Annotated in this window: 22 protein-coding genes; 17 read left to right on the top strand and 5 right to left on the bottom strand. The window is 60.9% G+C overall.

Features of this window, described 5'->3' with window-relative positions; translation table 11 throughout:
* Nucleotides 1-21: 21 nt before the first annotated feature.
* The 3 genes from LMH93_RS22615 to LMH93_RS22605 are packed head-to-tail and all read left to right on the top strand — an operon-like array spanning nucleotide 22 to nucleotide 3,083.
* Nucleotides 22-1,200, top strand: coding sequence for an amino acid ABC transporter permease (locus LMH93_RS22615; RefSeq protein WP_003251788.1), 1,179 nt, complete (start codon nucleotides 22-24; stop codon nucleotides 1,198-1,200).
* Nucleotides 1,201-1,210: 10 nt separating this feature from the next.
* Nucleotides 1,211-2,308, top strand: coding sequence for an amino acid ABC transporter permease (locus LMH93_RS22610; protein ID WP_003251789.1), 1,098 nt, complete (start codon nucleotides 1,211-1,213; stop codon nucleotides 2,306-2,308).
* A 10-nt stretch (nucleotides 2,309-2,318) separates the two neighbouring features.
* A complete protein-coding gene (locus LMH93_RS22605) occupies nucleotides 2,319-3,083 on the top strand; it encodes an amino acid ABC transporter ATP-binding protein (protein WP_003251792.1) in 765 nt (254 codons plus the stop codon).
* A 171-nt stretch (nucleotides 3,084-3,254) separates the two neighbouring features.
* Here the strand turns inward: LMH93_RS22605 and algW are convergent, their stop codons facing one another.
* Nucleotides 3,255-4,415, bottom strand: coding sequence for a Do family serine endopeptidase AlgW (algW, locus tag LMH93_RS22600; protein WP_003251794.1), 1,161 nt, complete (start codon nucleotides 4,413-4,415; stop codon nucleotides 3,255-3,257).
* Between the two features lie 168 nt (nucleotides 4,416-4,583).
* Here algW and LMH93_RS22595 point away from each other — a divergent pair, with 168 nt between their 5' ends.
* From LMH93_RS22595 to cysN, 3 genes are all read left to right on the top strand, one after another.
* Nucleotides 4,584-5,342, top strand: a complete 759-nt coding sequence (locus LMH93_RS22595) for a Nif3-like dinuclear metal center hexameric protein (protein ID WP_070095545.1) — start codon at nucleotides 4,584-4,586, stop codon at nucleotides 5,340-5,342.
* Between the two features lie 223 nt (nucleotides 5,343-5,565).
* Nucleotides 5,566-6,483, top strand: a complete 918-nt coding sequence (gene cysD / locus LMH93_RS22590; protein ID WP_003251799.1) for a sulfate adenylyltransferase subunit CysD — start codon at nucleotides 5,566-5,568, stop codon at nucleotides 6,481-6,483.
* Nucleotides 6,484-6,499: 16 nt separating this feature from the next.
* The gene (gene cysN, locus LMH93_RS22585) at nucleotides 6,500-8,401 is read left to right on the top strand and encodes a sulfate adenylyltransferase subunit CysN (RefSeq protein WP_185279985.1); all 1,902 of its coding nucleotides are present in this window, start codon (nucleotides 6,500-6,502) and stop codon (nucleotides 8,399-8,401) included.
* Between the two features lie 85 nt (nucleotides 8,402-8,486).
* Here cysN and LMH93_RS22580 read toward each other — a convergent pair whose 3' ends face one another.
* Nucleotides 8,487-8,966 (bottom strand): Lrp/AsnC family transcriptional regulator, encoded by a 480-nt coding sequence (locus LMH93_RS22580; protein WP_003251803.1) that lies wholly within the window; start codon nucleotides 8,964-8,966, stop codon nucleotides 8,487-8,489.
* Between the two features lie 127 nt (nucleotides 8,967-9,093).
* Between LMH93_RS22580 and LMH93_RS22575 the strand changes: the two genes are divergently transcribed.
* Nucleotides 9,094-10,290, top strand: a complete 1,197-nt coding sequence (locus LMH93_RS22575; protein WP_230064597.1) for a methionine gamma-lyase — start codon at nucleotides 9,094-9,096, stop codon at nucleotides 10,288-10,290.
* Nucleotides 10,291-10,450: 160 nt separating this feature from the next.
* Here LMH93_RS22575 and LMH93_RS22570 read toward each other — a convergent pair whose 3' ends face one another.
* Nucleotides 10,451-10,888 (bottom strand): YhcB family protein, encoded by a 438-nt coding sequence (locus LMH93_RS22570; RefSeq protein WP_003251807.1) that lies wholly within the window; start codon nucleotides 10,886-10,888, stop codon nucleotides 10,451-10,453.
* Nucleotides 10,889-11,023: 135 nt separating this feature from the next.
* Here LMH93_RS22570 and LMH93_RS22565 point away from each other — a divergent pair, with 135 nt between their 5' ends.
* The 3 genes from LMH93_RS22565 to zapE all read left to right on the top strand — a co-directional run bounded on the left by LMH93_RS22565 (nucleotide 11,024) and on the right by zapE (nucleotide 14,272).
* Nucleotides 11,024-11,659, top strand: coding sequence for an alpha/beta hydrolase (locus LMH93_RS22565; RefSeq protein WP_004575116.1), 636 nt, complete (start codon nucleotides 11,024-11,026; stop codon nucleotides 11,657-11,659).
* 25 nt (nucleotides 11,660-11,684) lie between these two features.
* The gene (locus LMH93_RS22560) at nucleotides 11,685-13,028 is read left to right on the top strand and encodes a tryptophan--tRNA ligase (protein ID WP_004575117.1); all 1,344 of its coding nucleotides are present in this window, start codon (nucleotides 11,685-11,687) and stop codon (nucleotides 13,026-13,028) included.
* Between the two features lie 149 nt (nucleotides 13,029-13,177).
* The gene (gene zapE, locus LMH93_RS22555; RefSeq protein ID WP_003251813.1) at nucleotides 13,178-14,272 is read left to right on the top strand and encodes a cell division protein ZapE; all 1,095 of its coding nucleotides are present in this window, start codon (nucleotides 13,178-13,180) and stop codon (nucleotides 14,270-14,272) included.
* A gap of 106 nt (nucleotides 14,273-14,378) precedes the next feature.
* Here the strand turns inward: zapE and LMH93_RS22550 are convergent, their stop codons facing one another.
* Both LMH93_RS22550 and LMH93_RS22545 read right to left on the bottom strand, forming a co-directional pair.
* Nucleotides 14,379-15,299, bottom strand: coding sequence for a GlxA family transcriptional regulator (locus tag LMH93_RS22550; RefSeq protein WP_173881439.1), 921 nt, complete (start codon nucleotides 15,297-15,299; stop codon nucleotides 14,379-14,381).
* Between the two features lie 190 nt (nucleotides 15,300-15,489).
* Nucleotides 15,490-16,530, bottom strand: coding sequence for an NADP(H)-dependent aldo-keto reductase (locus LMH93_RS22545; protein ID WP_003251817.1), 1,041 nt, complete (start codon nucleotides 16,528-16,530; stop codon nucleotides 15,490-15,492).
* Nucleotides 16,531-16,788: 258 nt separating this feature from the next.
* On the opposite strand from LMH93_RS22545, the gene rplM reads away from it, so the two are divergent.
* The 7 genes from rplM (at nucleotide 16,789) to LMH93_RS22510 (ending at nucleotide 21,652) form a co-directional block, all read left to right on the top strand.
* Nucleotides 16,789-17,217: a 50S ribosomal protein L13 gene (gene rplM, locus LMH93_RS22540; protein WP_003251819.1), complete on the top strand. Its 429-nt coding sequence runs from the start codon at nucleotides 16,789-16,791 to the stop codon at nucleotides 17,215-17,217.
* 14 nt (nucleotides 17,218-17,231) lie between these two features.
* On the top strand, nucleotides 17,232-17,624 hold the full coding sequence (rpsI, locus tag LMH93_RS22535; protein WP_003251821.1) for a 30S ribosomal protein S9: 393 nt from the start codon (nucleotides 17,232-17,234) through the stop codon (nucleotides 17,622-17,624).
* Between the two features lie 262 nt (nucleotides 17,625-17,886).
* Entirely contained in the window at nucleotides 17,887-18,480 is a 594-nt protein-coding gene (petA, locus tag LMH93_RS22530; RefSeq protein WP_003251823.1) for a ubiquinol-cytochrome c reductase iron-sulfur subunit, read from the top strand.
* The gene (locus LMH93_RS22525; protein ID WP_003251825.1) at nucleotides 18,480-19,691 is read left to right on the top strand and encodes a cytochrome b; all 1,212 of its coding nucleotides are present in this window, start codon (nucleotides 18,480-18,482) and stop codon (nucleotides 19,689-19,691) included. The genes petA and LMH93_RS22525 overlap by 1 nt, the downstream gene beginning before the upstream one ends.
* Entirely contained in the window at nucleotides 19,691-20,470 is a 780-nt protein-coding gene (locus LMH93_RS22520; RefSeq protein WP_230064596.1) for a cytochrome c1, read from the top strand. Before LMH93_RS22525 ends, LMH93_RS22520 begins: the two co-directional genes overlap by 1 nt.
* A gap of 116 nt (nucleotides 20,471-20,586) precedes the next feature.
* Nucleotides 20,587-21,210: a glutathione S-transferase N-terminal domain-containing protein gene (locus LMH93_RS22515; RefSeq protein ID WP_003251828.1), complete on the top strand. Its 624-nt coding sequence runs from the start codon at nucleotides 20,587-20,589 to the stop codon at nucleotides 21,208-21,210.
* Nucleotides 21,211-21,220: 10 nt separating this feature from the next.
* Nucleotides 21,221-21,652: a ClpXP protease specificity-enhancing factor gene (locus tag LMH93_RS22510; protein WP_108190985.1), complete on the top strand. Its 432-nt coding sequence runs from the start codon at nucleotides 21,221-21,223 to the stop codon at nucleotides 21,650-21,652.
* Nucleotides 21,653-21,669: the final 17 nt, after the last annotated feature.

Here is a 21,669-nt window from a genome sequence, read left to right as displayed (position 1 = left end):
CCCTACTGTCCGGGGCACTTCATGCAAAATCAAATCGGCGCACCCAAGGGCTTGTCCCTTAACGATCCGCGTGTGCGCGCGTGGCTGTTCCAGATCCTCACGATCGTCTTCGTGGTCGGCCTGGGCTGGTACCTGTTTCACAACACGCAAACCAACCTGCAACACCGGGGCATTACCTCGGGCTTCGACTTCCTCGACCGCAGTGCCGGCTTCGGCATCGCCCAGCACCTGATCCCCTATGTGGAATCCGACAGTTATGCGCGGGTGTTCGTCATCGGCCTGCTCAATACGCTGTTGGTGACCTTCATCGGCGTCATTCTAGCGACGATACTGGGCTTCATCATCGGTGTAGCGCGCCTGTCACCGAACTGGATGATCAGCAAACTGGCAACCGTGTATGTGGAAACCTTCCGCAACATTCCGCCGTTGCTGCAGATTCTGTTCTGGTACTTCGCCGTGTTCCTGACCCTGCCGGGACCGCGGGGCAGCATCAACATCGACGACATGTTCTTCATCAGCAACCGCGGCCTGAACATGCCGGGTGCGTCGATGGCCGACGGTTTCTGGCCATTCGTGGTGGCCCTGGCAGTAGCGATTGTCGCGATCGTGCTGATGGTGCGCTTTGCCAACAAGCGCTTCGACGAGACCGGCGTGCCATTCCACAAGTTCTGGGTGGGCCTGGCGCTGTTCATCGCCATCCCAGGGCTGAGCGTGTTGCTGTTCGGCAGCCCGGTCAGCTGGGAGGTGCCGCAGCTCAAAGGCTTCAACTTTGTCGGTGGCTGGGTGCTGATCCCCGAGTTGCTGGCGCTGACCCTGGCGCTGACTATCTATACGGCAGCCTTCATCGCCGAGATCGTGCGTTCCGGCATCCGTTCGGTCAGCCATGGCCAGACCGAAGCCGCGCGCTCGCTGGGCCTGCGCGAGGGCCCGACCCTGCGCAAGGTGATCATTCCCCAGGCACTGCGGGTGATCATTCCGCCGCTGACCAGCCAATACCTGAACCTGGCGAAGAACTCTTCGCTGGCGGCCGGCATCGGCTACCCGGAGATGGTCTCGCTGTTCGCCGGCACCGTGCTCAATCAGACCGGCCAGGCCATCGAGGTGATCGCCATCACCATGAGTGTCTATCTCGCCATCAGCATCAGCATTTCGCTGCTGATGAACTGGTACAACAAGCGCATTGCGCTGATCGAGCGGTGAGGATACGCCCGTGAATGCCCATGTTTTCAAACCCGATATGCCGCCACCGGTGAAAACCGTCGGCGTGCTCGCATGGATGCGTGCCAATCTGTTCTCCAGCTGGCTCAACACGCTGTTGACCCTGTTCGCCCTCTACCTGGTGTGGCTGATCGTACCGCCGTTGCTGCAGTGGGCGTTGATCGATGCCAACTGGGTCGGCACCACGCGCGCCGATTGCACCAAGGACGGCGCCTGCTGGGTGTTCGTGCAGCAGCGCTTTGGCCAGTTCATGTACGGCTATTACCCGACTGAGCTGCGCTGGCGTGTGGACCTGACCGTGTGGCTTGCCGTGCTCGGCGCCGCGCCGTTGTTCATCAAGCGTTTCCCGCGCAAAGCCTTCTATGGCCTGGGCTTCCTGGTGCTGTACCCGGTACTGGCCTATACCCTGCTGCACGGTGGGTACCTGGGCCTGGAAAGCGTACCGACCAGCCAGTGGGGCGGGTTGATGCTGACCCTGGTGATCGCCACCGTGGGCATCGTCGGCGCCTTGCCGCTGGGCATCCTGCTGGCACTGGGCCGGCGTTCGAGGATGCCGGCCGTGAAAGTGGTGTGCGTGACCTTCATCGAGTTCTGGCGAGGCGTACCGCTGATCACCGTGCTGTTCATGTCGTCGGTGATGCTGCCGTTGTTCCTGCCAGAAGGCATGAGCTTCGACAAGCTGCTGCGGGCGATGATCGGTGTGATCCTGTTCCAGTCGGCGTACATCGCCGAGGTGGTGCGCGGCGGCCTGCAGGCCATCCCCAAGGGCCAGTACGAAGCCGCCGCGGCCATGGGCCTTGGCTACTGGCGCTCGATGGGGCTGGTGATCTTGCCGCAGGCGCTGAAGCTTGTGATCCCCGGCATCGTCAACACCTTCATTGCCCTGTTCAAGGACACCAGCCTGGTGATCATCATCGGCCTGTTCGACCTGCTCAACAGCGTCAAGCAAGCAGCCGCAGACCCTGCCTGGTTGGGCATGGCCACCGAGGGCTACGTGTTCGCCGCCCTGGTGTTCTGGATTTTCTGTTTCGGTATGTCCCGCTACTCCATGCATCTGGAGCGCAAGCTGGACACTGGCCACAAGCGTTAGGAGTTTCGAAATGAGTGAAGCGATCAAGCAGCCTGCTGGCCCCGAAGGCATCATCCAGATGCAGGGTGTGAACAAGTGGTACGGCCAGTTCCATGTGCTCAAGGACATCAACCTGAACGTGCGCCAGGGCGAGCGTATCGTGCTGTGCGGGCCGTCCGGCTCGGGCAAGTCCACCACCATCCGCTGCCTTAACCGCCTGGAAGAGCACCAGCAAGGGCGCATCGTGGTCGATGGCGTGGAGCTGACCAACGACCTCAAGCAGATCGAGGCCATCCGCCGCGAGGTGGGCATGGTGTTCCAGCACTTCAACCTGTTCCCGCACCTGAGCATCCTGGAGAACTGCACCCTGGCGCCGATGTGGGTGCGCAAGATGCCACGGCGCAAGGCCGAGGAAATTGCCATGCACTACCTGGAGCGTGTGCGGATTCCGGAGCAGGCACACAAGTACCCTGGTCAGTTGTCTGGCGGCCAGCAGCAGCGTGTGGCCATTGCCCGCGCGTTGTGCATGAAGCCCAAGATCATGCTGTTCGACGAACCGACCTCGGCACTGGACCCGGAAATGGTCAAGGAAGTGCTCGATACCATGGTGGGCCTGGCCGAGGATGGCATGACCATGCTCTGCGTGACCCACGAAATGGGCTTTGCCCGTACCGTGGCGAACCGGGTTATCTTCATGGACAAGGGCGAGATTGTGGAGCAGGCCGCGCCGGATGACTTCTTCGACCGGCCGCGCAGTGACCGGACCAAGTTGTTCCTCAGCCAGATCCTGCATTGATGCAGTAGCGGCAGCAGACTCGGCCAACCGTGGGAGCGGCCTTGTGTCGCGATGGGCCGCAAAGCGGCCCCGGGCATATGCCCTGCGAAGCTGAAATTTTGGGGCCGCTAGGCGGCCCATCGCGACGCAAGGCCGCTCCCACAGGGTTGCGGAACGGCTTAAGGCCTCACCTTACTTTTCTTCTTGCGTTACAGCCGGCGCCGGCGGCGGCCGCAGCCCCACCTCGGCGATCAGCTTCAATTGCTGACCGTTGCGCATCACCTCGATGGTGATCTTCTCGTTGGGTTTGATCCGCGCAACCTGGTTCATCGACTTGCGCCCGTCGCCGGCCGGCTCGCCATTGATGCTCAGGATCACGTCACCCAGTTGCAGCCCGGCCTTGGCCGCTGGCCCCTCGCGGAAGATACCCGCCACCACGATGCCTGGGCGGTCCTTCATGCCGAACGATTCTGCCAGCTCCTGGCTCAGTGGCTGTACTTCGATACCCAGCCATCCACGGATCACCTGGCCGTGTTCGACGATCGACTTCATCACCTCCAGTGCCAGTTTTACCGGGATGGCGAAGCCGATGCCCTGCGAGCCACCGGACTTGGAAAAGATCGCGGTATTGATGCCGATCAGGTTGCCATTGGCATCCACCAGCGCGCCACCGGAGTTGCCCGGGTTGATCGCCGCGTCGGTCTGGATGAAGTCTTCGTAGTTGTTCAGCCCCAGCTGGTTGCGGCCAGTGGCGCTGATGATGCCCATGGTCACCGTCTGGCCGACGCCGAACGGGTTGCCGATGGCCAGCGACACGTCGCCGATGTGAATGGTGTCGGAACGGCCGATGGTGATCGCCGGCAGGTTCTTCAAGTCGATCTTCAGCACCGCCAGGTCGGTTTCCGGGTCGCTGCCGATCACGCGGGCCAGGGTTTCGCGGCCATCCTTCAGCGCTACGACGATCTGGTCGGCGCCGCTGGTAACGTGGTTGTTGGTCAGCAGGTAGCCCTCTGGGCTCATGATTACCGCCGAACCCAGGCTTGATTCCCAGCGGCGCTGTTTGGGCAGGTTATCGCCGAAGAAGCGGCGGAACTGCGGGTCTTCGAACAGCGGGTGGGCGCTTTTGTTCACCACCTTGGTGGTGTACAGGTTGGCCACCGCCGGGGCGGCCAGGGTCACGGCGTCGGCGTACGACACCGGGCCTTGCATGATCCGCGTGGTCTGTGGCGCTTGCTGCAGGTTGACGTCCTGGCTGGGCAGCCCGACCCATTGCGGAAAACGCTGGATGATCAGCATGGCGATCAGTATGCCGGTAAGCAGGGGCCAGCCGAAGTAACGCAAAGCCTTGAACATGAACGAATCCTGAAAAGAGCAGGGGCCAGCGGCCTGGCAGTAGGGCATGAGCGCGCGCGATCATACACCGGTTCCCCCAGTGACAGCGACGGCCCATAATGGCCGGCATTATACGGGCGTTCGTCAGGCGTTGCGCCCGAGAAAAGCGCAGTTTTCGAGGAGATTTTCATGGCCGTCGCTCTAACCACCCTGGTCGAGGAAGCCGAGCGTTACCTGGGCAGCGCGAAGATCCAGGATTATTGCCCAAATGGCCTGCAGGTCGAAGGCCGGCCGCAGGTCAGCCGTATTGTCAGTGGTGTTACCGCCAGCCAGGAATTGCTGGATGCCGCGGTCGAGGCCGAGGCCGATCTGGTGCTGGTGCACCATGGTTATTTCTGGAAGGGCGAGAACCCGTGCATCACAGGCATTCGCCAGCGTCGCCTGAAGACCCTGCTGAATAACGACATCAGCCTGTTGGCGTTCCACCTGCCCTTGGACGTGCACCCGGAAGTGGGCAACAACGTGCAGCTGGCGCGGCAACTGGAGATCACTGTCGAAGGGCCGCTTGATCCAGAAAACCCCAAGGTGGTCGGCCTGGTCGGTTCGCTGGCCGAATCCATGACTGCGCGCGATTTTGCCCGGCGGGTGCAAGAGGTGCTGGGGCGTGAGCCGTTGCTGGTCGAAGGCAACGAAGTGATCCGCCGGGTGGGCTGGTGCACCGGCGGCGGGCAGGGTTATATCGACACGGCGATTGCCGCCGGGGTCGACCTGTACCTGACCGGCGAGGCGTCCGAGCAGACCTACCACAGTGCGCGCGAGAATGGCGTCAGCTTCATTGCTGCCGGGCACCATGCCACTGAGCGCTACGGGGTGCAGGCGCTGGGCGATTACCTGGCACGACGGTTTGCCGTGGAGCACCTGTTCATCGATTGCCCGAATCCTATCTGATGGCAGGGCCGGCCTCTTCGCGGGTGAACCCGCTCCTACGCGCGGGCCTCGTAGGAGCGGGTTCACCTGCGAAGAGGCCGGTCCTGCCAGCCCAAACCCCCAGTCATATCGTTAGACTTTTTCGATCTAGCCAGCCTCCTAAATAGAAGCAGCCGCTGTGATAAAGTGGCTCGCTCGAACACGGCCCGCAGGCCGTCCATAAGATCGTTTTTCGTGAGTAGCCATGGTCGACAAACTGACGCACTTGAAACAGCTGGAGGCGGAGAGCATCCACATCATCCGCGAGGTGGCCGCCGAGTTCGACAACCCGGTGATGCTGTACTCGATCGGCAAGGACTCCGCCGTGATGCTGCACCTGGCGCGCAAGGCCTTCTTCCCGGGCAAGCTGCCGTTCCCGGTGATGCACGTCGACACCCAGTGGAAATTCCAGGAGATGTACAGCTTCCGCGACAAGATGGTCGAGGAAATGGGCCTGGAGCTGATCACCCACGTCAACCCTGAGGGTGTGGCGCAAGGCATCAACCCGTTCACCCATGGCAGTTCCAAGCACACCGACATCATGAAGACCCAGGGCCTGAAGCAGGCGCTGGACAAGCATGGTTTCGACGCTGCCTTCGGTGGTGCGCGCCGCGACGAAGAGAAGTCGCGGGCCAAGGAGCGTGTGTATTCGTTCCGTGACAGCAAGCACCGCTGGGACCCGAAGAACCAGCGCCCCGAGCTGTGGAACGTGTACAACGGCAAGGTCAACAAGGGCGAGTCGATCCGCGTCTTCCCGCTGTCGAACTGGACCGAACTGGACATCTGGCAGTACATCTACCTTGAAGGCATCCCGATCGTGCCGCTGTACTTCGCCGCCGAGCGTGAAGTCATCGAGAAGAACGGCACCCTGATCATGATCGACGACGAACGCATCCTCGAGCACCTCTCCGAGGAAGAGAAAGCCCGCATCGTCAAGAAGAAGGTGCGTTTCCGTACCCTCGGCTGCTACCCGCTGACGGGCGCTGTCGAGTCGGAAGCCGAGACGCTCACCGACATCATTCAGGAAATGCTCCTGACGCGCACTTCCGAGCGCCAGGGCCGGGTCATCGACCACGATGGCGCCGGTTCCATGGAAGACAAAAAACGTCAGGGCTACTTCTAATTTTCAGGGTTACTCCATGTCGCACCAATCCGATTTGATCAGCGAAGATATCCTCGCTTATCTGGCTCAGCACGAGCGTAAAGAACTGCTGCGTTTCCTCACCTGCGGCAACGTGGATGACGGCAAGAGCACCCTGATCGGGCGCCTGCTGCACGACTCCAAGATGATCTACGAGGACCACCTCGAGGCCATCACCCGTGATTCGAAGAAAGTCGGCACCACCGGCGAAGAAGTCGACCTGGCGCTGCTGGTAGATGGCCTGCAGGCCGAGCGCGAGCAGGGCATCACCATCGATGTCGCCTACCGCTACTTCTCCACCGCCAAGCGCAAGTTCATCATCGCCGACACCCCGGGCCATGAGCAGTACACCCGCAACATGGCCACCGGTGCGTCCACCTGCGACCTGGCGATCATCCTGGTCGATGCTCGCTACGGCGTGCAGACCCAGACCCGCCGCCACAGCTACATCGCGTCGTTGCTGGGTATCAAGCACATCGTGGTCGCGGTCAACAAGATGGACCTGAAGGGCTTCGATGAAGGCGTCTTCGAGTCGATCAAGGCCGACTACCTGAAGTTCGCCGAAGCCATCAACCTGGCCCCGAGCAGCCTGCACTTCGTGCCGATGTCGGCGCTCAAGGGTGACAACGTGGTCAACCACAGCGAGCAATCGCCGTGGTACGCCGGCCCGACGCTGATGGAAATCCTCGAAACCGTCGAGGTTTCGGCCGACCGCAACTTCACCGACCTGCGTTTCCCGGTGCAGTACGTCAACCGTCCCAACCTGAACTTCCGCGGCTTCGCGGGCACCATCGCCAGTGGCGTGGTGCACAAAGGTGACGAGATTGTCGTGCTGCCGTCGGGCAAGAGCAGCCGGGTCAAGTCCATCGTCACCTACGAAGGTGAACTGGAAAACGCTGGCCCAGGCCAGGCCGTGACCCTGACCATGGAAGACGAGATCGACATCTCCCGTGGCGACCTGCTGGTACATGCCGACAACGTCCCGCCGGTCACCGACCAGTTCGACGCCATGCTGGTGTGGATGGCCGAGGAGCCGATGCTCCCGGGCAAGAAATACGACATCAAGCGTGCCACCAGCTACGTGCCAGGTTCGATTGCCAGCATCACCCACAAGGTCGATGTGAACACCCTGGAGGAGGGCGCTGCCAGCGCGCTGCAACTGAACGAGATCGGCCGCGTCAAGGTAGCCCTGGACACCTCGATCGCCCTCGACGGTTACGACAGCAACCGCACCACCGGTGCGTTCATCGTCATCGACCGCCTGACCAACGGCACCGTTGGCGCCGGCATGATCATCGCCCCGCCCGTGTTGCCACACGGCAGCACCGGCCATCATGGCAAGCAGGCCCACGTGTCCACCGAAGAGCGCGCCCTGCGCTTCGGCCAGCAGCCAGCCACCGTGCTGTTCAGCGGCCTGTCGGGTGCTGGCAAGAGCACCTTGGCCTATGCCGTGGAGCGCAAGCTGTTCGACATGGGCCGTGCGGTGTACGTGCTCGATGGCCAGAACCTGCGTCACGACCTGAACAAGGGCCTGCCACAGGACCGCGCTGGCCGTACCGAGAACTGGCGCCGCGCCGCCCATGTGGCGCGCCAGTTCAACGAAGCCGGCATGCTCACCCTGGCTGCGTTCGTGGCCCCGGATGCCGAAGGCCGCGAACAGGCCAAGGCGCTGATCGGCAAGGAACGCCTGGTGACCGTTTACGTCCAGGCCTCGCCGCTGGTTTGCCGCGAGCGTGACCCGCAAGGCCTGTACGCTGCCGGTGGCGACAACATCCCGGGTGAGAGCTTCCCGTTCGATGTGCCGCTGGATGCTGATCTTGTGATCGACACCCAGGCCACCAGCGTGGACGAGGGCGTGAAACAGGTGCTGGACGTGCTGCGTCAGCGTGGCGCGATCTAAGCGCTAGCCTGCAAGGAAAACCCCGCTTCGGCGGGGTTTTTTGTCTCGCGTTCAGGATCCATCTCAATACTCGGAAAGATCCGTCTCAGATATGTTTCTCCGACACCGGTATCACCCGTCTTTCCTTCACCGCTTTGTACGAAAAACTCGAATAGATCTCCTTCACCCCCGGCAACCGCTGCAGCACTTCCCGGGTAAATTCGCCAAACGACTCCAGGTCCCGTGCCAGGATCTCCAGCAGAAAGTCATAGCGGCCGGAGATGTTGTGGCAGGCGACGATCTCGGGGATTTCCATCAGGCGCTGTTCGAACGCCAGCGCCATGTCCTTGGTGTGCGAGTCCATCATGATGCTGACGAACGCGGTCACGCCAAACCCCAGCGACTTGGGCGAGAGGATGGCCTGGTAGCCGGTGATGTAGCCGTTTTCCTCCAGTAACTTGACCCGTCGCCAGCAGGGCGAGGTGGTCAGTGCCACCTGGTCGGCGAGTTCGGCAACGGTGAGACGGGCATTGTCCTGCAAGGCGGCGAGCAGGGCGCGGTCGGTGCGGTCGAGGCTTGAAGGCATTTTTTGCCCTCCTGGTCCGTTGATTATTGTTTTTGTTCCAGCAAGCACGTGTATACGTAGGCTATTTTGGAAAAAATCGGGCAGCTCGGTGGCATAAGCTTATAGCAAACCACAAGAGGCTGTTGCCATGCGCGACTCCCACCACAACACCGGTTTTTCCACGCGGGCCATTCATCATGGCTATGACCCGCTTTCCCATGGTGGCGCCCTGGTGCCACCGGTGTACCAGACGGCTACCTATGCCTTTCCCACTGTCGAGTACGGTGCTGCCTGCTTCGCCGGGGAGGAGCCTGGGCATTTCTACAGCCGCATTTCCAACCCCACGCTGGCCTTGCTGGAGCAGCGCATGGCTTCGCTGGAGGGCGGTGAAGCGGGGTTGGCGTTGGCATCGGGGATGGGCGCCATTACCTCAACCCTCTGGACCCTGCTAAGGCCTGGGGATGAGCTGATTGTCGGGCGCACCTTGTATGGCTGTACCTTCGCTTTTCTGCACCACGGTATTGGTGAGTTCGGGGTGAAAGTTCGCCATGTCGATCTCAACGATGCCAAGGCCCTGAAAGCGGCGATCAGCAGCAAAACACGGATGATCTACTTCGAAACACCGGCCAACCCCAACATGCAGCTTGTGGATATTGCGGCGGTTGTGGAGGCAGTGCGGGGGCATGATGTGCATGTGGTGGTCGATAACACCTACTGTACGCCGTACCTGCAGCGGCCACTGGAGCTGGGGGCGGACCTGGTGGTGCACTCGGCAACCAAGTACCTCAGTGGGCATGGCGATATCACTGCCGGGTTGGTGGTGGGGTGCAAGGCGTTGGTAGACCGTATCCGCCTGGAAGGGCTGAAGGATATGACCGGCGCGGTGCTGTCACCGCATGACGCGGCGTTGCTGATGCGCGGTATCAAGACCCTGGCCCTGCGCATGGACCGGCATTGCGCCAATGCCCAGCAGGTGGCCGAGTTTCTCGCTCGGCAGTCGCAGGTGGAATTGATTCATTACCCGGGGCTACCGTCTTTTGCCCAGCACGCGTTGGCCAAGCGACAGATGCGTTTGCCTGGCGGGATGATTGCGTTTGAGCTCAAGGGTGGCATTGAGGCGGGGCGGCGCTTCATGAATGCGCTGCAGCTCTTTGCCCGGGCGGTGAGCCTGGGGGATGCCGAGTCGCTGGCGCAGCATCCGGCGAGCATGACGCATTCCAGCTATACGCCGCAGGAGCGGGCGCATCACGGGATATCGGAGGGGTTGGTGCGTCTGTCGGTGGGGCTGGAGGATGTGGAGGACCTGCTGGCAGATGTCGAACAGGCATTGCAGGCCTGCTGTTAGGTTGCCTGCACTGGCCCCTTCGCGGGCACGCCCGCACAGGGTCAGCGCACGCTCTGAAGCCCGCGCGGCCCCTGTAGGCGCGGGTTCACCCGCGAAGAGACCGGCATAGGCAGCATCCACAAAAAAGGCCTCTTGCGAGGCCTTTTGCATGTTCAGCAGATCAACGCTTGAGCCCGTAGCTCTCATCCAGCATGCCCGGCGAGTTAGGCACTTTCGGCGCATAGTCGCGCGGCACTTCGGCGGTGTCTTTAGGTGGGGTCAGGCGGTCACGCGGGCCTTGCGGTGCATCGGAGTGCAGCGCAGCCAGCAGGCGTTGGCGGGTGACGTCATCGAGGGCCAGGCTGTTGGCGCCTTCAGCCAGGTGATCCTGTACGTCCTGATAGCTCTGGGTCAGTTTCTTGACCAGCATGGCGGTGCTGTTGAAGTGGGTGACCACTTCGTTCTGGTAGCTGTCGAAGCGCTTCTGGATGTCATCCAGTTGACGCTGGGTGTTGCTCGGGGCCGCATTGGGCAGCAGGCGGGCAACAATGAAACCGACTGCCACACCGATGACCAGGGCCAGGGTTGGCAACAACCAAACAAGGAGCGAGAGTTCCACGAGTCCTTCCTCTATAAACGGCTTTGCTTTACGTTAACGGCTCAGACCTGCGCTGTATACCGCGAGCGATCGCAAATCAGAACAGAATTTCACACCTAGACGAATCGACCCTTCTCGAGGTCACGGAGTAGTGCCTTGCTTGTCCGCGAAACCCCCTTGTTCATCGATGGCCCCAGCGGCCAGCTGGAAGCGTTGTACCTGGACGTGGCGCAAGCCCGTGGCGCGGTGCTGATCTGCCACCCTAACCCGGTCCAGGGCGGCACCATGCTCAACAAGGTGGTCTCGACCCTGCAGCGCACTGCACGTGATGCCGGTTATGTGACCCTGCGTTTCAACTACCGTGGCGTCGGCCAGAGCGCCGGCAGCCACGACATGGGCGCTGGCGAAGTGGCCGATGCCGAGGCCGCTGCAGCATGGCTGCGTGCCAGGCACCCCGGGCTACCGCTGGTGCTGATGGGCTTTTCGTTCGGTGGTTTCGTTGCCACCAGCCTGGCCGGGCGCCTTGAAACGGCAGGCGTCGAGTTGCAGCACCTGTTCATGATCGCCCCGGCGGTCATGCGCCTGACCGCCGAATTCCCGCTGCCGCAGCGCTGTCCGCTCACCGTGGTGCAGCCGGACGCCGATGAAGTCGTCGCGCCGCAGCTGGTTTACGAATGGTCCGACAGCCTGTCGCGTCCCCATGAGCTGCTGAAAGTGGCAGAATGCGGACACTTCTTCCATGGCAAGCTGACCGATCTGAAGGATCTGCTGCTGCCGCGCCTTTCGAACTGAGCCAAGCCTGAATAAGCGAACACCCATGACCACGCGCATTCTTACCGGTATCACCACCACCGGCACTCCGCACCTGGGCAACTACGCCGGCGCCATCCGCCCGGCGATCCGTGCCAGCCAGCAGCCCGGTGTCGACTCGTTCTACTTCCTGGCCGACTACCACGCCCTGATCAAGTGCGACGACCCGCTGCGCATCCAGCGCTCGCGCCTTGAAATCGCCGCCACTTGGCTGGCCGGTGGCCTGGACCCGGACAAGGTGACCTTCTATCGCCAGTCCGACATCCCGGAAATCCCCGAACTGACCTGGCTGCTGACCTGCGTTGCTGCCAAAGGCCTGCTGAACCGTGCGCATGCCTACAAGGCCTCGGTGGACAAGAACGTCGAGAACGGCGAAGACCCGGACGCCGGCGTGACCATGGGCCTGTTCAGCTACCCGGTGCTGATGGCCGCCGATATCCTGATGTTCAACGCCAACAAGGTGCCGGTCGGTCGTGACCAGATCCAGCACGTGGAAATGGCCCGCGATATCGGTCAGCGCTTCAACCATCTGTTCGGTCAAGGCAAGGACTTCTTCGCCTTGCCGGAGGCTGTGATCGAAGAAAGCGTGGCGACCCTGCCGGGCCTGGACGGGCGCAAGATGTCCAAGAGCTATGACAACACTATCCCGTTGTTCACCAGCGCCAAGGACATGAAAGACGCCATCTCGCGCATCGTCACCGATTCGCGCGCGCCGGGTGAGGCGAAAGACCCGGACAACGCGCACCTGTTCACCCTGTACCAGGCCTTCTCGACGCCTGAGCAGTGCGCCGGTTTCCGCGAAGAGCTGCTGCAGGGCCTGGGCTGGGGCGATGCCAAACAGCGCCTGTTCCAGCTGCTGGACGGCCAACTGGCCGAGAAGCGCGAGTACTATCACCAGCTGATCGCCCGGCCGGCGGACCTGGAAGACATCCTGCTGGCCGGCGCTGCCAAGGCCCGCAAGATCGCCACGCCGTTCCTCGAGCAGCTGCGCGAGGCCGTTGGCCTGCGTTCGTTCCGCAGCAGCGTGCAGGCCAGCACCGAGGTGAAGAAGAAGGCTGCCAAGAGCGCACGCTTCGTCAGCTTCCGTGACGAAGACGGCAGCTTCCGTTTCCGCCTGCTGGCCGCCGACGGTGAGCAACTGCTGCTGTCGCGCAGCTTCGCCGACGGCAAGAGTGCGGGCGCCGTGAGCAAGCAGTTGCAGCAGGGTGGCGAGGCCGATGTCCGCATCGAAGGCCTGAGCTTCGGCCTGTGGCTCAATGGCGAGCAGGTTGCCGACGGGCCGCAGTTCGACAGCGCCGAAGCCCGTGATGCTGCCATCGAAGGTCTGCGTGTAGCGCTTCAGCCATTGTAGGAGCGAGTTTACTCGCGAACACCGGCAAGGCCGGTGCCATCCAGCGCATAAGCTATGCTGGATGAGGCATATTGACGCAAGTCTGATTGCCATTAAGCGGGCCTGTCGCTACAGTGACGGCCCGTTTTTTGTTGCCTCGCTAACGAATCATGACTCCCTTAGAACGCTATCAAGCAGATCTGAAACGTCCCGACTTCTTCCATGACGCGGCGCAGGAAACTGCGGTGCGTCACCTCCAGCGCCTGTACGACGACCTGGTGCACGCGCAGAACAACAAGCCGGGCGTGTTCGGCAAGCTGTTCGGCAAGAAGGAGCAGACCCCGGTCAAGGGCCTGTACTTCTGGGGTGGGGTGGGGCGAGGCAAGACCTACCTGGTTGATACCTTCTACGAAGCGCTGCCGTTCAAGCAGAAGATGCGTACGCACTTCCACCGCTTCATGAAGCGTGTGCACGAGGAGATGAAAACCCTCAAGGGCGAGAAGAACCCGCTGACCCTCATTGCCAAGCGCTTCAGCGAAGAAGCCAAGGTGATCTGCTTCGACGAATTCTTCGTGTCGGACATTACCGACGCCATGATCCTCGGCACCTTGATGGAAGAGCTGTTCAAGAATGGCGTGTCGCTGGTGGCCACCTCCAACATCGTGCCGGACGGCCTCTACAAGGACGGCCTGCAGCGTGCACGCTTCCTGCCGGCTATCGCCATGATCAAGCAGTACACCGACGTGGTGAACGTCGATAGCGGGGTCGACTACCGTCTGCGTCACCTGGAGCAGGCTGAACTGTTCCACTTCCCACTCGATGACGCGGCGCACCAGAGCATGCGCGCCAGCTTCAAGGCGCTCACCCCTGAGTGCACCCAGGCGATCGAAAACGACGTGCTGATGATCGAGAACCGCCCGATCAATGCCCTGCGTACTTGCGACGACGTCGCCTGGTTTGACTTCCGCGCCCTGTGCGACGGGCCGCGTAGCCAGAACGACTACATTGAGCTGGGCAAGATCTTCCACGCCGTATTGCTGAGCAACGTGGAGCAGATGGGCGTCACCACCGACGACATCGCCCGTCGTTTCATCAACATGGTGGACGAGTTCTACGATCGCAACGTCAAGCTGATCATCTCGGCCGAGGTGGAGTTGAAGGACCTGTATACCGGTGGGCGTCTGAGCTTCGAGTTCCAGCGTACCCTGAGCCGGTTGCTGGAGATGCAATCGCACGAGTTCCTGGCGCGCGCGCACAAGCCCTGACGGCAGCGGCAAGCGTCAGGCGACAAGGAAAGTTCAGGGCAATGCGCGATCCGCTCTGGTTTTTCCTTGTCGCTTCAAGCTCGAAACCTGCCGCTCTGGAAGCCTTTCAGGCTTCCTGCATGAACTGCTGCCGATACTGGTTCGGCGACAACTCGGTGTGTTGGCGGAACAGCCGCGCAAAGAAACTGGCATCGTCATACCCCACCTCGTAACTGATGGTCTTGATGCTCTTGCGCGTACTCGACAACAACCCCTTGGCTGTCTCGATGCGTAACCGCTGCAGGTAATGTAGCGGCTTGTCACCCGTTGCGCCCTGGAAGCGACGCATGAAGTTGCGGATGCTCATGCCGTGGTTGCGGGCCACATCCTCGAAGCGGAACTTGTCGGCGAAGTGTTCCTCCAGCCAGTGCTGGATCTGCAGGATGATCAGGTCCTGGTGCAGTTTCTGCCCGCCAAAGCCCATGCGCCCCGGGGTGTAGTTGCGTTGCACTTCGTAGAGGATATCGCGGGACACTGCACGGGCCACGTTGGCACCGCAGAAGCGTTCGATCAGGTAGATGTACAGGTCGCAGGCCGAGGTTGCACCGCCGGCGCAATAGATATTGTCGGCATCGGTCAGGTGCTTGTCCTGGTTCAGGCGAATCTTCGGGAAGCGTTCGGCAAAGCTGTTGAAGAAGCGCCAGTAAGTGGTCGCTTCCTTGCCATCGAGCAGGCCGGATTCGGCCAGCCAGAACACACCACTGGCCTCGGCGCACAGCACCGCGCCACGCGCGTGCTGTTCACGCAGCCACGGCAGCACCTGTGGGTAACGCTGCAGCAAGTTGTCGAAATCATCCCAGTAGGCCGGGAGGATGATCACATCGGCATCGTCCAGGCCGCCGTCAACCGGTAACTGCACATTGCTGAAGCTGTCCACGGGCTGGCTGTCGGGGCTCACCAGGCGGATGTCGAACATGGGCTGCAAGCCCAGGCCCAGCTGCTTGCTATAGCGCAGGCTGGCGAGGTGGAAGAAGTCCTTGGCCTGCATCAAGGTCGAAGCGAACACCTTGTCAATGGCCAGGATGCTGACGCGCCGCAGCGACGCTGAGGGTTGGGTAAACATCATTGTCATTGTTCTTATAGGGTAGAGTGGTCAATCACCGGCTGGATCGTCTTATTTTTTGGCGATTGTGTCTACCCCATGTAACAGCGGCGCGAAGCGGGGCGCAGTGTTTGGCTCAAGGCGCCGGGTTGGGCTGCTCCTGATGAATGGCTTCGATCGCTGTCAGCAGATCGGCGCTCAGGTTCAGTTCAAGGCTGGCCAGGTTGCTGTCCAGCTGCTGCAGGCTGGTGGCACCTATGATGTTGCTGGTCACGAACGGCTGTCGGGTGACGAACGCCAGGGCCATTTGCGCCGGGTCCAGGCCGTGCTCGCGGGCCAGCTGCACGTAGCGGCTGCAGGCCGCCACGGTCTGTGGGTTGGAGTAACGGGCAAAGCGGCTGAACAGGGTCAGGCGTGCATTGTCCGGCCGTGCGCCGTTCTCGTACTTGCCCGAGAGCATGCCGAAGGCAAGCGGCGAATAGGCCAGCAGGCCACACTGCTCGCGTATGGCCACTTCTGCCAGGCCCACCTCGAAGCTGCGGTTGAGCAGGTTGTACGGGTTCTGGATCGATACCGCCCGCGGCCAGCCACGGCTCTCGGCCAGTTGCAGGAACTTCATGGTGCCCCACGGCGTTTCGTTGGACAGGCCGATGTGGCGGATCTTGCCCGCACGCACCTGCTCGTCGAGCACTTCGAGGGTTTCTTCCAGTGGGGTGAAGTGATCCTGCGGCAGGTGCTGGTAGCCCAGCTTGCCGAAGAAGTTGGTGCTGCGCTCTGGCCAGTGCAACTGGTACAGGTCGATGCGGTCGGTCTGCAGGCGCTTGAGGCTTTCGTCCAGCGCCGCGACGATGTGCTGACGGTTGTGCTTGAGCTGCCCGTCGCGGATATGGCTGATGCCGTTGCCCGGGCCTGCAACCTTGCTGGCCAGGATCCACGCGTCGCGGTCGCCATGGTCACGGAACCAGTTGCCGATGATGCGCTCGGTGGCCGCGTAGGTCTCCGGGCGGGGAGGGACCGGGTACATCTCGGCGGTGTCGATGAAGTTGACCCCGGCGGCCTTGGCCCGGGCAATTTGCTCGTAGGCCTCGGCCTGGATGTTCTGCTCGCCCCAGGTCATGGTGCCCAGGCACAGGGCGCTGACGTTGAGGTCGGTACGGCCGAGCTGGCGGTATTCCATCGGTTAGTCACTCCTTGGCAATAGAAGCCAATCAAAGCAGGTTGAAATTTTTCGCGCAATCTGGATAATTCAGCCCCTCTCCGCGTGGCGGAAGTGATGCACCATCACGCAGGAAGAACCCCGTCGAACATTGGCGTGCCCGACCCGAGCCCCCAAAAGCGTCTGTGTTCGGCTGCGCGCTTGCCCTTGGCAAGCTGTGCACTATCCAGTAAGATTCGCCGTCTATTTTTCGCTGGGCGGCCTCTGAGGCTTTAGAGAATGAAAACTTTTACTGCTAAACCGGAAACAGTAAAGCGCGAGTGGTTCGTAGTCGACGCCGCTGGCCAGACCCTGGGTCGTCTGGCTACCGAAATCGCTACCCGTCTGCGTGGCAAACACAAACCAGAATACACCCCTCACGTTGACACCGGCGACTACATCGTCGTTATCAACGCCGAGCAGGTTCGTGTGACTGGTGCCAAGTCTTCCGACAAAATGTACTACTCCCACTCCGGTTTCCCAGGCGGTATCAAGGAAATCAACTTCGAGAAGTTGATCGCCAAGGCCCCTGAGCGTGTTATCGAAACTGCGGTCAAAGGCATGCTGCCTAAGAACCCGCTGGGTCGCGACATGTACCGCAAGCTGAAAGTGTACGCGGGTGCTGCTCACCCACACACTGCTCAGCAGCCTCAAGAACTGAAGATCTAACGGGATAGTTCATTATGTCGGCGACTCAAAATTACGGCACTGGCCGTCGCAAGACCGCAACCGCTCGCGTATTCCTGCGTCCGGGTACTGGTAACATTTCCATCAACAACCGTTCTCTGGACGTGTTCTTCGGTCGCGAAACCGCTCGCATGGTTGTTCGCCAGCCGCTCGAGCTGACTGAATCCGTTGAGAAATTCGACATCTACGTCACCGTTTCCGGTGGTGGTGTCAGCGGTCAGGCCGGTGCGATCCGTCACGGTATCACCCGCGCTCTGATGGAATACGACGAAACCCTGCGTGGCGCTCTGCGTCGTGCTGGCTACGTCACCCGCGACGCTCGTGAAGTTGAGCGTAAGAAAGTGGGTCTGCGTAAAGCGCGTAAGCGTCCTCAGTACTCCAAGCGTTAATACCGCTTCGGCAGTCGAAAAAAGCCCGGTTCCTTGGAACCGGGCTTTTTTTTTAGCCTTGAACTAACCTGTCAGCAGTCAGTGGCCGCTTGTCGCATAGACGTAGATCAAGCAAAGCGTGGGTTGTCGCCCTTGCCGGGGTAATCACCTTGTCAGTGTGTGGATTTGTTTCTTACCATGGCGGCCAATTTTTAGTGCCATTGACACAACCTAAGTACAGGCCAGGTCCAACTGGCCAAGCAAGCTGATGGGAGAGGACTGAATGAGCAATGACGGCGTCAACGCAGGCCGGCGCCGCTTCCTCGTAGCCGCGACATCCGTGGTCGGGGCGGCGGGGGCAGTGGGGGCTGCGGTACCGTTCGTGGGGTCATGGTTTCCCAGTGCCAAGGCGAAAGCCGCGGGTGCACCGGTGAAGGTCAACATCGCCAAGGTCGAGGCGGGGCAGCAGATGGTGGCCGAGTGGCGTGGCCAGCCCGTATTCATCGTGCGGCGAACGGAGGAAATCCTTGGCAATCTGAAAAAAATCACGGGTGACCTGTCCGACCCCGAGTCCAAGGCCTCGGTACAGCCAGCGTACGTCGACCCTGAGGTTCGCTCGATCAAGCCGGAAATTCTTATTCTCGTCGGCCTGTGCACGCACCTGGGCTGCTCGCCCACCTTCCGACCAGAGGTGGCGCCCGCCGACCTTGGGCCGAAGTGGGTAGGTGGTTACTTCTGCCCATGCCACGGCTCTCACTATGACCTGGCTGGCCGTGTCTACAAGTCCCAGCCAGCGCCTCTCAACCTGCCCGTGCCACCGCACTCTTATGAGTCGGACGAGATCATCGTCATTGGCGTCGACCAGGAGAACGCATGATGAGCAAGTTCATGGACTGGATTGATGCTCGCTTCCCCGCCACCAAGATGTGGGAAGACCACCTCAGCAAGTATTACGCACCCAAGAACTTCAACTTCCTGTACTTCTTCGGCTCCCTGGCATTGCTGGTGCTGGTCAACCAGATCGTGACCGGCGTGTGGCTGACCATGAGCTTCACGCCCTCGGCGGAAGAGGCGTTCGCCTCGGTCGAGTACATCATGCGCGACGTGGAATACGGCTGGATTCTGCGCTACCTGCACTCCACGGGGGCGTCAGCGTTCTTCATCGTGGTCTACCTGCACATGTTCCGCGGCCTGCTCTATGGCTCCTATCAGAAGCCACGCGAGCTGGTCTGGCTGTTCGGCATGCTGATCTATCTGGCGCTGATGGCTGAAGCGTTCATGGGCTACCTGCTGCCATGGGGGCAGATGTCGTACTGGGGCGCCCAGGTGATCATCTCGCTGTTCGGTGCCATCCCGGTGATCGGTGATGACCTTACCCAGTGGATCCGTGGTGACTACCTGATCTCGGGCATCACCCTGAACCGCTTCTTCGCCCTGCATGTGGTTGCCCTGCCAATCGTGATTCTTGGCCTGGTGGTACTGCACATCCTCGCCTTGCACGAAGTGGGTTCGAACAACCCTGATGGCGTCGACATCAAGAAGAAAAAGGACGAAAACGGTATTCCGCTGGATGGTATTCCGTTCCACCCGTACTACACCGTCAAAGACATTGTCGGCGTGGTGGTGTTCCTGTTCGTGTTCTGCGCTGTGGTGTTCTTCTTCCCTGAAATGGGCGGTTACTTCCTCGAGAAACCTAACTTCGAGCAGGCCAACGCCTTCAAGACCCCAGAGCACATCGCGCCGGTGTGGTACTTCACACCGTTCTACGCAATCCTGCGTGCGGTGCCTGACAAGCTGATGGGCGTCATTGCCATGGGGGCGGCCATCGCCGTGCTGTTCGTACTGCCCTGGCTCGACCGCAGCCCAGTGCGTTCCATGCGTTACAAGGGCTGGATCAGCAAGGTCTTCCTGCTGGTGTTCTGCGTGGCCTTCGTCATCCTCGGCGTGCTGGGCGTACTGGCACCGACACCTGGGCGTACCTTGTTGTCGCAGGTATGCACGGTGCTGTACTTCGCCTACTTCCTGCTGATGCCGTTCTACACAAGGCTTGAGAAGACCAAACCGGTTCCGGAAAGGGTGACTGGCTGATGAAAAAGTTGATTGCAGTATTTTTGCTGGCAGTGATGCCTGCCTTTTCCTTCGCTGCCGAAACTGGCCTGGAGCTGGACAAGGTCGATATCGATCTGACTGACAAGGCCGCCATGCAGGACGGTGCGCGTACCTTCGCCAACTATTGCATGGGGTGTCACAGTGCCAAGTTCCAGCGTTACGAGCGGGTGGCTGATGACCTGGGTATCCCGCATGAATTGATGCTCGAGAAGCTGGTGTTCACGGGCGCCAAGATTGGTGACCACATGCAGATCGGCATGAAGCCCAGCGACGCCAAGACCTGGTTTGGTGCCGCGCCGCCCGACCTGACCTTGGTCGCCCGCGTGCGCGGTACCGATTGGCTTTACACCTACCTGCGCAGCTTCTATGAGGACCCATCGCGCCCATACGGGGTGAACAACAAGGTGTTCCCGAACGTCGGCATGCCTAACGTGCTGGTGGGTATGCAAGGTAACCAGGTGGTGGGTTGCAAGCAGGTGCAGACGGTGGTCGATGGCAAGAAGCAATTCGACCCGTTGACCGGCAGCCCGTTGACCCATGAAGCTTGCGATCAGCTGACCATTACGCCGAATTCCGGTACCCTGACGACCGAGCAGTTCGACGAGAAGGTCAAGAACCTTGTGACCTTCCTGGCCTATTCGGCCAACCCAGTCAAACTGGAAAGCCAGCGCATCGGCACCTATGTGTTGCTGTACCTGGCTTTCTTCTTCGTATTCGCCTACTTGCTCAAGCGTGAATACTGGAAGGACGTGCACTGATCACGCAGTAGTTTCTGGTTGTTGAACGCGCCCGGGGTGGCCTAGCAGTATTGCCAGGCCACCCCGGGCGCGTTTTCATTTAAAGTTGCACAAGCATCCGTGCGAGGAGCCGCTACATGGGCGCAACCAACAGGTTAGCCTGCTATTCCGATCCCGCTGATCACTATTCTCATCGGGTGCGCCTGGTTCTGGCCGAGAAGGGCGTCAGCGTGCAGTTGATCGATGTCGATCCCGCCCGCCTGCCGCCGAAGCTGGCCGAGGTCAACCCTTATGGCAGCGTGCCGACCTTGGTCGACCGTGACCTGGCGTTGTATGAATCGACCGTGGTGATGGAATACCTCGAGGAGCGTTACCCGCACCCGCCGCTGATGCCGGTATACCCGGTTGCGCGTGGCAACAGCCGTCTGCTGATGCACCGCATCCAGCGCGACTGGTGTGCCTTGGCCGATACCGTGCTTGACCCGCGTAGCAGTGAAGCTGCCCGAACCGAAGCGCGCAAGGCCTTGCGCGAAAGCCTGACCGGGGTCTCGCCGTTGTTTGGCGAGTTCGCCTGCTTCATGAGTGATGAGCAAAGCCTGGTCGATTGCTGTCTATTGCCCATACTCTGGCGTTTGCCTGTGTTGGGTATCGAATTGCCGCGGCAAGCCAAGCCGCTGCTGGATTACATGGAGCGCCAGTTCGCCCGCGAGCCTTTTCAGGCGAGCCTGTCCTCCGTAGAACGTGAAATGCGCAAGCTTTAAGGAGCCGTTGATGAACTCCAGTCGCCCCTATCTGGTTCGAGCACTGTACGAGTGGATCGTCGACAACGATTGCACGCCCCATATGCTGGTCAATGCCGAATTCCCGAAAGTTCAGGTGCCGGATGGTTTCGCCAGTGATGGCCAGATCGTCTTGAATATCTCGCCAAGTGCCGTGCGTAGCCTGCACATGGACAATGACGCAGTCAGCTTCGAGGGCCGCTTCAGTGGTGTGGCTCACTCGCTGTTCGTGCCGGTTGGTGCAATCCTGGGTATCTACGCCCGCGAAAATGGCCAGGGTATGGTCTTCGAGCTGGAGCCGTCTTCGATGGATGGCGACGAGCTGGAAGACGATGATGTGCAGCCGGATGGCGATGGCCCGCCAGACGATGGAGGGCAGCCGCCGCGTCCGACTGGCCGGCCAAGCCTGAAAGTGGTCAAGTAACAAAAAAGGCGATCCAG

This window comes from Pseudomonas sp. CIP-10 (assembly GCF_020911845.1).
In the GTDB taxonomy this organism is placed as follows: Bacteria; Pseudomonadota; Gammaproteobacteria; order Pseudomonadales; family Pseudomonadaceae; genus Aquipseudomonas; species Aquipseudomonas alloputida.
The sequence above is the reverse complement of the archived record's forward strand: the minus strand, read 5'-3'. Positions and strand labels throughout refer to the sequence as shown.